This is a genomic window from Microbacterium album (genome assembly GCF_014643695.1).
GTDB lineage: Bacteria > Actinomycetota > Actinomycetes > Actinomycetales > Microbacteriaceae > Microbacterium > Microbacterium album.
In genome coordinates, this window is the sequence record NZ_BMJY01000003.1 from 1 (window position 1) to 11763 (window position 11763).

Annotated in this window: 12 protein-coding genes and 1 tRNA gene; 7 read left to right on the top strand and 6 right to left on the bottom strand. The window is 72.0% G+C overall.

Translation table 11 applies throughout. The features are described from left to right. A partial coding sequence (locus tag IEX37_RS04770; protein WP_188755123.1) for an HNH endonuclease signature motif containing protein occupies positions 1 to 320 on the top strand: 320 nt, incomplete at its 5' end. A gap of 79 nt (positions 321 to 399) precedes the next feature. Here the strand turns inward: IEX37_RS04770 and IEX37_RS04775 are convergent. From IEX37_RS04775 to IEX37_RS04795, 5 genes are all read right to left on the bottom strand, one after another. After that, positions 400 to 966: a S24/S26 family peptidase gene (locus tag IEX37_RS04775; RefSeq protein ID WP_188755124.1), complete on the bottom strand. Its 567-nt coding sequence runs from the start codon at positions 964 to 966 to the stop codon at positions 400 to 402. Further along, the gene (locus IEX37_RS04780; protein ID WP_188755125.1) at positions 966 to 1583 is read right to left on the bottom strand and encodes an LPXTG cell wall anchor domain-containing protein; all 618 of its coding nucleotides are present in this window, start codon (positions 1581 to 1583) and stop codon (positions 966 to 968) included. The genes IEX37_RS04775 and IEX37_RS04780 overlap by 1 nt, the downstream gene beginning before the upstream one ends. Positions 1584 to 1604: 21 nt before the next feature. Beyond that, complete coding sequence (locus IEX37_RS04785; RefSeq protein WP_188755126.1) at positions 1605 to 3194, bottom strand: RCC1 domain-containing protein; 1590 nt, start codon at positions 3192 to 3194, stop codon at positions 1605 to 1607. A gap of 68 nt (positions 3195 to 3262) precedes the next feature. Continuing rightward, entirely contained in the window at positions 3263 to 3892 is a 630-nt protein-coding gene (locus IEX37_RS04790; RefSeq protein ID WP_188755127.1) for an LAVTG motif-containing sortase-dependent surface protein, read from the bottom strand. A 75-nt stretch (positions 3893 to 3967) separates the two neighbouring features. After that, positions 3968 to 4555, bottom strand: coding sequence for a hypothetical protein (locus IEX37_RS04795; protein ID WP_188755128.1), 588 nt, complete (start codon positions 4553 to 4555; stop codon positions 3968 to 3970). 166 nt (positions 4556 to 4721) lie between these two features. On the opposite strand from IEX37_RS04795, the gene IEX37_RS04800 reads away from it, so the two are divergent. From IEX37_RS04800 to IEX37_RS04825, 6 genes are all read left to right on the top strand, one after another. Beyond that, the gene (locus IEX37_RS04800) at positions 4722 to 7229 is read left to right on the top strand and encodes a helix-turn-helix domain-containing protein (protein ID WP_188755129.1); all 2508 of its coding nucleotides are present in this window, start codon (positions 4722 to 4724) and stop codon (positions 7227 to 7229) included. Between the two features lie 251 nt (positions 7230 to 7480). Further along, complete coding sequence (locus IEX37_RS04805) at positions 7481 to 8542, top strand: iron-containing redox enzyme family protein (RefSeq protein ID WP_229663078.1); 1062 nt, start codon at positions 7481 to 7483, stop codon at positions 8540 to 8542. After that, positions 8535 to 8735, top strand: coding sequence for a CDGSH iron-sulfur domain-containing protein (locus IEX37_RS04810; protein WP_188755131.1), 201 nt, complete (start codon positions 8535 to 8537; stop codon positions 8733 to 8735). The genes IEX37_RS04805 and IEX37_RS04810 overlap by 8 nt, the downstream gene beginning before the upstream one ends. Beyond that, a complete protein-coding gene (locus tag IEX37_RS04815; RefSeq protein WP_229663079.1) occupies positions 8728 to 9753 on the top strand; it encodes a glycosyltransferase family 2 protein in 1026 nt (341 codons plus the stop codon). The genes IEX37_RS04810 and IEX37_RS04815 overlap by 8 nt, the downstream gene beginning before the upstream one ends. A gap of 160 nt (positions 9754 to 9913) precedes the next feature. Next, positions 9914 to 10738, top strand: coding sequence for a hypothetical protein (locus IEX37_RS04820; RefSeq protein ID WP_188755132.1), 825 nt, complete (start codon positions 9914 to 9916; stop codon positions 10736 to 10738). A 239-nt stretch (positions 10739 to 10977) separates the two neighbouring features. Then, positions 10978 to 11550: a hypothetical protein gene (locus tag IEX37_RS04825; protein WP_188755133.1), complete on the top strand. Its 573-nt coding sequence runs from the start codon at positions 10978 to 10980 to the stop codon at positions 11548 to 11550. Between the two features lie 99 nt (positions 11551 to 11649). Here the strand turns inward: IEX37_RS04825 and IEX37_RS04830 are convergent. Further along, positions 11650 to 11725: transfer RNA gene (locus IEX37_RS04830), tRNA-Ala, on the bottom strand. Between the last annotated feature and the right edge of the window lie 38 nt (positions 11726 to 11763).

Here is an 11763-nt window from a genome sequence, read left to right on the forward strand (position 1 = left end):
GGGTGTTCAACACCCACCAGCGCCGGGCGATCACCGCCCGAGACGGCGGATGCGTCATCCCCGGCTGCACCATCCCCGCCGCCTGGTGCGAGATCCACCACGTCGACGAACACGCGAACGGCGGCCCCACCCACACCGACAACGGGGTCCTGCTCTGCTGGTGGCACCACCACAACCTCGAGCGTTCCGGATGGGACATCCGCATGCGAAACGGCACCCCCGTCATCAAAGCCCCACCCTGGATCGACAGACGCGGCACCTACCGACCCGCACCCAACGCCCTCACCCGCCACAGATCGCGAGACCGGCCACCCGGCTGAGGCGCCGGTATGGCCACGACGACGCGCGGGCGTCGCTGCCCGTCAACGCCACGAGGCGGGTCGGTATATGGCGCCGGTGTCAGCGGTGTCCGAGCGTTGAGGGCGCGGCGACCGCACCGCGCAGGGGTTCGTCGCCTGCGGTCCGGTCATCGCCCGCCGGGGACCGGCCGGACGGACGGCGCGGGGCGAGAACCGGCAGCACCAGCAGCAGCACGACCAGGCCCGCGAGCAGGATGCGCCCCGGAAGCACGGTCACCGCCGACACGACCGCTCCGGCCGGGTGGGCGAGGTGCACAGCGATGACGCCGGTGACCTCGGAGACATGCACCGTCCCCGGGTCCGCGGTGGCGTTCGCGTCGCCCTGCAGACGCAGCAGATCGCCGTCCACCGCGATCACGCGATGAACGTACGCGGCGGGCGGGTCTCCGACGAGCACCGGCTCGCCGACCCCGACTCGCGTGGCGGGCGGATCCGCGACGAGGAGGGCCTCGCCGGGGCGGTACGTCGGTGCCATCGAACCGCCGTCGACGCTGACCAGCCGGACGCCCGCGAGCGGGAGCAGGAGGGGCACGACCAGCAGGACGCCCAGAGCGATCATCGCCGTCCAGCGCACGCGGGAGAGAGCGCGCGCCGTGCGTACGCGCATCAGGTTTCCTCGGCCGTGAGCGTGAGCTCCAGGACCCGGCCCTGCCCCTCGTGGTCGTCGTCCTGATCCGAGGGGAGGCCGACCACGACGAGCACCGTGGTCCGCTCCCCTGGTTCCAACGCGACGCCACCCTCGGGCGCCTCGCCGAGAAGCTCCCTCGCGAACACGGCCGCGACGACGGGCCCGTCCGCACCCTTCAGCGCCGCGTCTGCCGTGAGCTCGATCGTCTCCGCGAACCTGTTCGCGACGTCGACACTCAGCGCGACCTGTTCGTGCCCCGGGGTCAGTCCGTCGCGGATGTCCGGCGAGGGCGTCACGGCGTCGAGGCCCAGGTGTGCGCAGCCGTCGCTGTAGCTGATGGAGGGCCGCTCCGCCGCTGCCGCGCGCCGCTCATTCCCGAGCGGTGCCAGCACGACGCCCCCCACGCCGAGCGCCAGCGCGAACGCCGCCACGCCCGCGGTCGTCGCGCGGGCGCGGTGACGCTGCAGGGCCAGCAGAGCGGCGCCGCCGAGCAACGCCATCACGGCGATCGCGACCAGCCATCCCGACGATGCAGCTCCGGTAGCGGGCAGGGCGCCGACCGACACGGTGCAGATCTCAGGTTCCACGATGTCCATTCACTCTCGTCGTACGACCGGTCACGGGATGTCCGCCACGGGCGCGGACACCAGCAGCGGCTGTGGCGGCGTCCAGCCCCGCAGCGAGTGGTCGATCCGGTACCCCACGGCGATATCCGCCCCGGGGGCGCAACGGTGCCCGGCGACCGCCACCCACCCGGGGTCGCACGGATCGAGCTGGGGAAGCCCCGAGTGGTCGACTCGAGCGGGCACGCGGTGCGATGCGGTGGATCCGTCGCCGAGCCGGCCGTACGCGCCTAAGCCCCAGCAGAAGGCACCGTGATCCGCGCTGAGCGCGCACGTGTGCTCGACCCCCGCGCTCAGTTGCGTGAGCCGCGCGTCGGGAGGAAGCGCTGCGCGAGCGACTGCCACCGGTTGCGAGGCGTAGCCCGATCCGCCGCGGCCGAGCTGCCCGAACTCGTCGCTGCCCCAGCAGTGCGCGGAACCGTCGTCGACCAGCACACACACGTGCTCATGGAACGCCGAGATGCTGAGGATCTCACGGCCCTGCGGAATGGACCCCCGCAGGGCTCGGACGGGAACAAGACTGCTCGCCGTGGTTCCGTCGGCGAGCTGTCCGGACCGATTGAAACCCCAGCAGTACACGGCTCCCGAGGCGGCGAGCGCGCACGTCGACGCGTACCCTGCGGCGACGGAGACCAAGCGCTCCCCCGGGAACGCCGCCATGTTCACGGCGGTCGGCACATGCGCGTTCACGCGCGCGCCGTGGCCGAGCTGGCCGTCTCCTCCCATACCCCAGCAGTAGGCCCTGCCCGTTTCGATGACAGCGCACGTGTGCGTCGATCCCGAGTCGATCGCTACGAACTTCGCGCCGGACGGGACGTGCGTCCTCGACACCTCCACGGGGACGACGGCGATGTCACTCCGGCCGTCCCCCAGACTCCCTACGCCCCCGCCGTTCCCCCAGCAGAACACCCGTCCGGCCTGTGTCAGAGCGCATGTGTGCCAAGAGCCGCCGCTGACCGAGACGAACCGGTCTCCTGGGGACAGGTCGGCCTCCACTGGGCTCACGGGTCGAAACCACCGGTTGGCCGCGCCCGCGACGCCGAGCCGACCGTACGTCTCCATTCCCCAGCAGTAGATCTCGCCCGCTTCGGTCAGCGCGCAGGTGTGCTCGTCGCCCGCGGAGACGGAGCGGAAGCGGGGTGTGCCCGGCAACGCGCTGACGTCGACCAGGGTCGGCGTCGGGCGCTGCTGCGCACTGCCGTTGCCCAGCGCACCGTAGATGCCGCTTCCCCAGCACGCAACGGCACCCGCCTCCGTGACCCCGCACGTGTGATAAAAGCCCGCGTCGATGCCCACCAGGGAAGCAGCGTCGACAGCGGGCACGGTCAGGTCGTCGACGAATCCCACTGCGCCATCGGCCGCGGTCACCACCGGGTCGATGACCGACGTCACCGAGCCGACCGTGCGCTCCACGACGTACTCGGCCTCGTCGGCACGCAGAGCAGGCTCATCCCACGTCACGCTCGCCACGCCCGCACTCGTGCGGCTCGCCTGACCACCCTGCAACCCCGACACGGACGCCGTGACCACACTCGCCACGCCCGGCACCGTCGCCTGCGCCGTGAACGACGCCCCCACCGACACCGTCCCCGGCGCTAGCGCCAACACCGCGACACCCGCCAACACGGCCCGCGCGGGAACGGACCCGCGGTTCACTCCTCCACCGCCGTGATCGTCAGGACCAACTCGGATTCGAGCCCCTGCGCGTCATTGCCGATGTCGCTCGGCATCGCGAGCAGCACGCCCACGGCCGTGCGCGCACCCGGATCGACCGTCACGCTCGACGCGGGCGTTCCGTTCAGCGCCGTTGTCAGGGTGCCGGGCAGGGCGTCGGACCCCTCGGTGACGCCCGCGGCAGCGGTGAGGACCACGGGTCCGCCGAAGCGGTTGACGGTCTCGACCGTCAACACCACGGCCTCATCCCCCGGGAGGACGTCCCCGGACGTGACCGTGAGCACGTCCTCGATCCCGAATAGCACGCAGCCTGAGCTGTAGCTCACCGATGTGGTCGTCGCACCTGTGACCGACGCCTGCGCGGGCGTCGTCGCCACCAGGGGCGACGACGCCAGGAGCGCCACGCCGAGGACGAGCGCGGCGCCGGCCCCCGCGCCGGCACCGCGCTGATTTCGGGTCCTCCGGTGCAGGGCGACCAGCGCGGCCCCCGCCACCAGCACGACCAGCGCCACGCCGATCACCCACCACGGCGCTTCCGCGCCGGTCGCGGGCAGCGCGCCCGTCACGGGCGTCGCGCCCACCGTCACCGAGCAGACCTCAGGTTCCACGTCGTTTCCGTCCTTCTTCAACCCTCATGCGGCGACACGTCTTCGGTCGCCGTGCCGACCGCGCAGTGGATCGGATCAGCCCATACCGTGGGTGATGATGCGGTCCTGAGGCTCGGCGGGGTTGTTGCGCTTCTGCGTGGCATCGAACTGGACGTCGAAGGTCGCAGACGTGCCCTGCAGCGTGTTTGCGGCGGAGAGGGGAAGCGTCACCTCGATCGTGACGGGGATCCGCTCGCCCGCATCGATCGGAGTCGCAACCTCCATCGTGCTCCCCGGCCAAGCGCCGAGCGTCTGAGTGGCGGAGTAGGAGCCTGCCGTGACCTTGACCTGCAGCGCCGTGGCGAGCGCGGTGTCCGTCGCGCCGTCGAGGTTGAGTCGGACCGTGTAATACAGGTCGGCCGAACCGGTGTTGCTCACGTCGAGCGTGGTGGAGACGGTGTCGCCCGGCAGCAGACCGGAGACGTCGATCGGGTCGGAGTTCGCGGCGAACGCGGGCGAGATCTCGACCGTCCCGGTCTTGACGCTCTGGCCCTCAACGGTGGCCTGCGACGTGAACAGCGCCCCGATCGTCTGCGCGCTGCCGAAGGCGACACCTGCCGCGGCCGCGACGGCCACGGCCGTGAGCGCCGCCTTCTTCGCCCCGGTGATCCGCTGCGTCTTCACCGGAGTCTCCCCTGTTCCAACCATTTTCCCGTTCGGTCCTTCCACGCCTCTGAGTCCGGCCCACACGGCCGGCGGTTCACGATAACGAGGCACCCGACGGCCCCAATAGCGAGGTAGACCCCCGATTGCGCAGGCGAGGTCCCCGCGGCGGATAGGCTCGCTTGGCGTGGTGGACATTCGGGTCATGGACGACGGATCGCGGTTGTGCGAGCGAGTCGCCGAGGAACAGTTGCGCGAACTGCTCGCGGATGACCCCGTGGCCCTCCCGCGGCGTGTGGTCGTCACGGGCGCCCGCGGCAACGGCATCCGAACGCTCGTGACCCGCGGGCTGGCCTCCCGCTTGCACCCCGCGGCGGTGCTGCTGCCCTCGGACCCGGCCCCGCTCCCCTCCGTCCCGGAGGAGGCCTCCACCGTGATCGTGCCGACGAGCGCCGCGCTCGACGCCCTCGATCCCGAGGCGGTGGCTCGCTTGCACGTGGTCGTCGCATGCGCTCCCGAGGACATCCCCGTCTGGTTCCGCACGACGGGCGCCCTGAGCGTGGTCTCAGTGTCGGTGCTGTCGTTCGAGGAACTCCCCGGCTTTCTGTCGGCCCGGCTGGGCGCGGACGTCGATCTCGCGACGGCCGAGCAGATCGGACGCGCGGGAGGCTTCGTCCCCGCCGTTGTCGCACGTCTGGCGTCTGAGCTCCAGCTGACCGGAGGGATCGTCCGAGTCGGATCCCGCTGGCAGCTCTCGGGCCCGCTCGACCCGGCGCTCCTCACGTCCCACGCGCACATCGAGCTCGCTGGCCGCTCCCCGGCGGGGGCGGCCCTCCTGAGGCGGATCGCCCTCGAACAGCCCGTCGACCTCCGCCGGCTCGACCGCGGTGAGACGGAGATCCTGCACAACCTCATCGCCGACGGCCTGCTGCACCTGCGGGAGGGGCGAGCCGAGTTCCGCGCGCCGGCGCTCGCCGAGGCCGTGCGGCACACGCTCCCTCCACACGAGGTGGAGGCGAGCCACCTTCGCGTGCTCGCCCATCCGCATCCGCCCGCTCACGTGCTCCAGTGGGCGCTCGAGCATGACCGTCCCGTCGACGACGCGATGCTGCTGCGCGCGATCACCGCGCTGCGGGCGGAGCGTGACTGGCGCGCCCTCACCCGTCTCGCCGACGCCGCGCTCCCCCGCACCGGGGACGCCGTCACCCGTGTCGAGCTGCACCTGGCCCTTTCGCACGCCTGGTGGTTCCGCGGCAACGCCGAAGAAGCGCAGGCCGCTCTCGCGGGGGTCCGCGGAGTCCTCCCGTCCTTGCACGACGCGGCCTACGAAACCGCGCTGTCCCGCGTCGCGGTCGCCGAGGCCGAGCTGGCACACTATCTCGCCGGGGACCCCGACCGCGCGTTCGCGCTCCTGGCGAAGGCCTTCGAACAGGCGAGCGGAGACGCGACCCGCGGAGAACTCGAGGCTCACCGCCTGCTGCATCTGGTTCAGAGCGGACGGCACCGCGAGTTCCTCGCCGTCTACGAATCCGACCACTCTCAGGCACTGCTGTCTCACGCTGCTGCAAGCAGCCGTGCCCGCGTGCGCGTGGCATCCTGCCTCGCGCTCCTCGGCACCGGCTCGCCCCGTGCAGGGTTCACCCGCTCGCTGTGGATCAAGGCCGAGACGACGCTGCGCGCGTTCCGCGACACGTCACTGCGCGACGAGCTCGATGCGACAATCTTCATCTGTGCGCTCAGCTCGAGCGGCCCGGCGCACAGCCGGGCCATCGTGCGTCGCATCGACAGCCCCGAGCAGCACGACAGTCCGGCTCCCGGCAGCGTCGGCTACGAACTCGCGCTGGCGAGCTGGTCACTAGCCGCCGGGCAGGCCGGCCGCGCGTACCGCCTCGCCCGCGGCGCGGACGCCACCCGCGACCTGGGGGACCCGACCGGCTACGCGGCGATGCACACCGCCGTGCGCGCGCACGCCGCGGCCCTCGTCGGTCGAACGGACGAGGCCCTGCGGCTCCTTCGCGCGCTGCGGAGCATGGCGTCGCGCGGCAGCGCGGCCGTGACGGGTGGTGTGCTGGCGCAGACGACGTCCGCGCGGTATCTCGTCGACCCGGACACCGACGCCGTCACCGACGAGCTCGTCGCCACGGGGCGCGAGCTGATCCGCGACGGGCTGTACGGCTTCGCAGCGGAGGCGCTGCACGTGGGCGTGCGCTTCGGCTCTCGCGAGGCCGCGAAGCTCCTGCTCTCCGTCGCGGACTCCCTGGACGGGGCCATGCACCGCGCCCACGTGTCCCACGCCCGCGCGGTCGCGGACGCCGACCCGGTGGCCCTGCTCGACGTGGCGCACCGGTTCGTCGGCCTCGGGCTGCCCGGGATCGCCGCGGAGGTACTCGCGACGATCGCGGGCGACCCGACCGCCCCGGAGCGCCTGCGCCGGTCCGCGAAGGCCCGCGGCGAGGAACTCTACCGCGGACTCGATCTCCCGGGGCATCGGCTGCTCTCGCCCCTGCGAGACGGAGGCGCCGAGCCGCTCACCCCGCGCGAGCGTCAGATCCGGGAGTTGATCCAGGCCGGGCTGTCGAACGCCGACATCGCGCGACGCCTTCATGTGTCTCCGCGCACCGTCGAAGGACACATCACCCGCCTGTACCGCAAGGTCCACTCGACGCGCCGTCCGCCGCAGCGTCGGCGAGTCTGACCGTCGCTCCGCGCCGCACGCGCGAGCGCGGGACGCGAAATCCGCTCAGTGTACGCGGTGGCGCGCGGCCCGTCGAGGGTCGTGCGGCGGACGGTGCGGCAGCGCACACTGGTCGCATGGAATCGGTCTGCCTCCATGCGACCATCGGCGGTCGCGGGGAGGTTTGCCGCCGTCCCGTTCCTCGAACGGCCATCGCCTGGCGCCACACCGGTGCCCCAGGCGTGACCCGCGCCCACGATCGGAGTGCATCCGTGTCCCAGACCCTCGCCGCACCACAGACCGCGCGGCTTCCCTTCGCTCCTCGCGGGCCCCTCAGCACGGCCGTCCTGCTGCACCTCACGGGCACCGGCGGCGAAGACGGCGGCAACGGGGCACACCACGGCGAGCTCGCCCGGCGAGCGGTGGCGGAGGCGCCCGATGTCATCCGAGACGAGGATGTGCAGCTCGCGCTGTTCACGCTGTACGCGTCGGCGTACGGTTCGATCGACGGCCTCGACCCGGCACTCGAATGGGACCCGGGGCTCGTTGCGACGCGCCGCACGCTCGAGGAGCGATTCGAACGCGACCTGCGCCGGGCCGTGCCCATGCCCGAGCTGCCGGAACCCACCGCCGATGCCGTGTCCCGCGCGCTGTTCGCCCTCACCGGCGCCGACTCCGGGCCCAGCGTCTCGCGCTACCTCGCGAAGAAGGCCACCCTCGACCAGGCGCGGGAGTTCCTCGTGCAGCGCTCGGTGTACACGCTCCGCGAGGCGGACCCGCACTCTTGGGCGATCCCACGCCTCCACGGGCGAGCCAAGGCGGCCCTCGTCGAGATCCAGGCGGACGAGTACGGCGGCGGTCAGCCGGACCGCGTGCACGCCGAGATCTTCGCCGCCACGCTGCGCGGCGCCGGATTGGACGACACCTACGGCGCCTACATCGACGACGTTCCGGCGATCACGCTCGCGGCGCACAACATGATGTCGATGTTCGGGCTGAATCGCCGCCTCGTCGGCGCCATCGTGGGACATCTGGCCGCGTTCGAGATGACGTCGTCGATCCCGAACCGGATGTACGGCGACGGCCTACGGCGGCTCGGCTTCGGCGAGGATGTCACGGACTATTTCGACGAGCACGTCGAGGCGGATGCCGTGCACGAGCAGATCGCCGGCCGCGACCTCGCCGGATCGCTTGCGGAGGACCGACCCGACCTGCTGCCCGACATCATGTTCGGCGCCGCGGCCTGCCTGACCGTCGACGGCTGGGTGGGGACGCACCTGCTCGATGCCTGGACGAGCGGGAAGACCTCCCTGCGGAAGGCCCACGATGACTGAGCAGCGCCCCACGATCACCGCGTACCCGGACGGGCCGCTGCTGCTGCGCGGAGAGGTCGAGCTGCGCAGCGCCGACGGCGAGCCGATCCCGCGCCACCGCCGCACCGTGGCCCTGTGCCGGTGCGGGCTGTCGACGATCAAGCCCTTCTGCGACGGCACGCACAAGGCGGCAGGGTTCCGCACGGATGACTGACGGGCGCCTGCCGTCCATGCGTCCACCGGCGATGCGGGCGGCCGCCCGCCCTGCCGGAATAGCGGCCGAGTACGTCCTGCCGCTGCGCTGGGGATCGGACGAGGGGCTGGCCGAGTTGACCGCCTATCTGGGGCGGCTGCGCGAGTGGGTCGACGTCACCGTCGTCGACGGGTCCGACGCCCCGCGTTTCGCGGCGCACGCCCGCGCGTGGCGGGGACTCGTGCGGCATGTGCCGGTCGCCGTCACGGAGGGCGCGAACGGCAAGGTGCGCGGTGTCCTCACCGGTATCGGAATCGCGCGCCACGAGGCGATCGTCATCGCCGACGACGACGTGCGCTACGAGTACGAGTCGCTGAGCGCCGTCGTGGAGCAGTTGCGCACCGCCGACCTCGTCAAACCGCAGAACCACTTCGTCCCCCTCCCCTGGCACGCACGCTGGGACACCGCGCGCACGCTGCTCAACCGGGGACTGTCCGCCGACTACCCCGGCACCTACGCGGTGCGACGGTCGACCATCACGGCGACGGGCGGTTACGACGCGGACGTACTGTTCGAGAATCTCGAGCTCGAACGCACCGTGCGCGCCGCCGGGGGCCGCGTGTGCACCAGGTCCGACATCCTCGTGGCCCGGCGGCCCCCGTCGGCTCGCCATTTCCTCTCTCAGCGGGTCCGGCAGGCGTACGACAGCTGGGCGCAGCCCTGGCGGCTCGCGCTGGAGGCCTCGATCCTGCCCGTCGCCGTGTGCCTCCGGCGGCGGCCCGCGGCGCTGTTCGCCGTGGTGGCGGTACTCTTGGCCGTCGCCGAGCGGGGACGCCGCCGGCACGGCGGGCGGACCGTCTTCCCCGCCTCGAGCCTCCTGTGGGTCCCGGTATGGCTGGCCGAGCGCGGCCTCGCGACGTGGGTGGCGATCCTGCTACGCCTCCGCGGCGGCGTGCGTTACAACGGCCGACGCCTCGCGCGCGCTGCGCACTCCGCCCGCGCCATCCGGCGGCGGCTCCGGGCCGACCACCCCGGGTGAGTCGCCGGCTGCGGGGAGCGACCGACAGATTCTGTACGCTGTTGCAGACTCACTGGCGGCCCGTCGACGAGCTCAAGCCGTGCGGCATCGGGATCATCCCACACGCCGTACTCGGCCCGGGGTCCTCTGGTGTCGGTCAGTCGGTGCAGAGGGCGACGGGATGAGCGTGGACGAGATGGGAAGCGGCGAACAGGCAGCAGCCGACGCGCGCGATCGAATCGCGCGGCGGGCCGATGACGCCGAGCCCCGGCTGCCGGCCAGGCCGTGGACGGGTGCCGCGGGCATCCAGCCACTCGCCCTGGCCGGCACGATCGCGGCGATCTTCGCGTCCATGTTCCTCACCGCGGCCCTGCCGCGGCCGGCGCAGGTCGCCATCGTCATCGGTCTGATCGGGCTCGGCGTGGCGGTGTTCTTCGCCGTGCGGGCGCGCTGGGGCAGGGAGGCGCTGCACCGGCGTGTCGCCGCGGCACGCGAGGCCTGGTGCAGGCGACACGGCTGGCGGTTCGAGGGCGACGGCGATCCCGATCCCTTCGAGATCGGGATCGCGCTGCCGCGCGGTTGGCGGGTGCTCGGCGCGCGCGGCCGGATGCGCGGCCCGCTCGCGGGCGGAGCCGAGGGCCGGGTCGAGACCTGGGCCCTACGGGCGCTTCCCGGCTCCACGCGTGGCGAGAACGGTCGCGAGATCGTCGTGGTGCCCGCGCGCGCCAGCGGCCTGCCGGGCCGTGGGTGTTTCGCCGTCCAGGGCGGCGTGCCGACGATCGATCCGCTCCTCGTCGCCCCACCGTGGACCGACGGGCGCGAAACGGCCGAGCCCGGCTGGGCCGAGGAGGTGCGCGGGGCGGTTGCCGCGCATCGCGACATGGCGTTCACGGCGATCGTCGCGCACGACCGGGTGGTGATCTTCGCCCTCGACGATCCGCGCCTCCCGACGGCGATGGCACGCCTCGTGCTCGCCCGCACGGTGGCCGAGATCGTCTCGCGCTGACACGGCCGGTCCTTCGCGAGCCGCTTACGAGCGAGGGCGTCGTCCTCGGGGCTGATTCCAGTTCGAGCCGGGAGTCAGCTGCCGACGCAAATCGCTGGCAAGGGATGCCCTCTACTCAACCGGCATGACCTGCCCGATCGGTGCGTAGCGGTTATGCCGCTTACGCAGGGCCCCGACGTCGCCGAATACACTGGCAGCACCAGCGACTCCCGGGCAGCCGCCCCGACGTGAGGACCACCATGCGCCGACCCGTTTCCCTCATCCTGCTGGCGACCGGGCTGCTCGGTGGGCTGCTGCTCGCCGGATGCGCGAGCGTTTCGGCCGAGCCCGCGGATGAGGCACCGACGGCGGAACCCAGCCCGACGGCCAGCACCCCGGCCGCCGACGAGTCGAAAGAGGATCCGTGCGCGGTTGACCCCGCCGAGATCGAGCCCTCGGGCCTCCCCCACCGCGAGGAGGTGTCTTTGCCCGAGTGGTGGGACGAGCCGTTCCCGCTGCCCGAGTGCGGCGCCCTCGTGCTCGCGGAGCAGAGCGGCAAGGACATCGATCTGGAATACGAGTACGCGACCACCGAGGCCGCGCTCGCCGACGCGGAGGCGCTGCTACCCGAGCTCGAGGCTGCCGGGTTCACGACGCTCGAGGCCAGGGACGAGGAGGACGCGCGGTACTGGTTCTTCCAGTACGAGGAGACTCCGGGCGAATGGGCCGGGATCGATATCGACATCCGCGTCTTGAAAGAGACGAACCACCTGATCGGTTCGGATCGCTGGCCCTACCCGTACCTGGAGATCAGCTACTACGACTACCGCTGATCTTCTGCCGGGGTCTTTCCCACGCAACCGCCGGCGTCGTGCCGCGAGCCGGCCGATGTCCTAACTGTCGTCAGAGACACATGTCCCGACTCATCACACTGGTGGACCTGAGGGGACTCGAACCCCTGACCCCCTGCATGCCATGCAGGTGCGCTACCAGCTGCGCCACAGGCCCAGATGTCACCCGGTAGAAGCCCCGGGCAACTCACACAG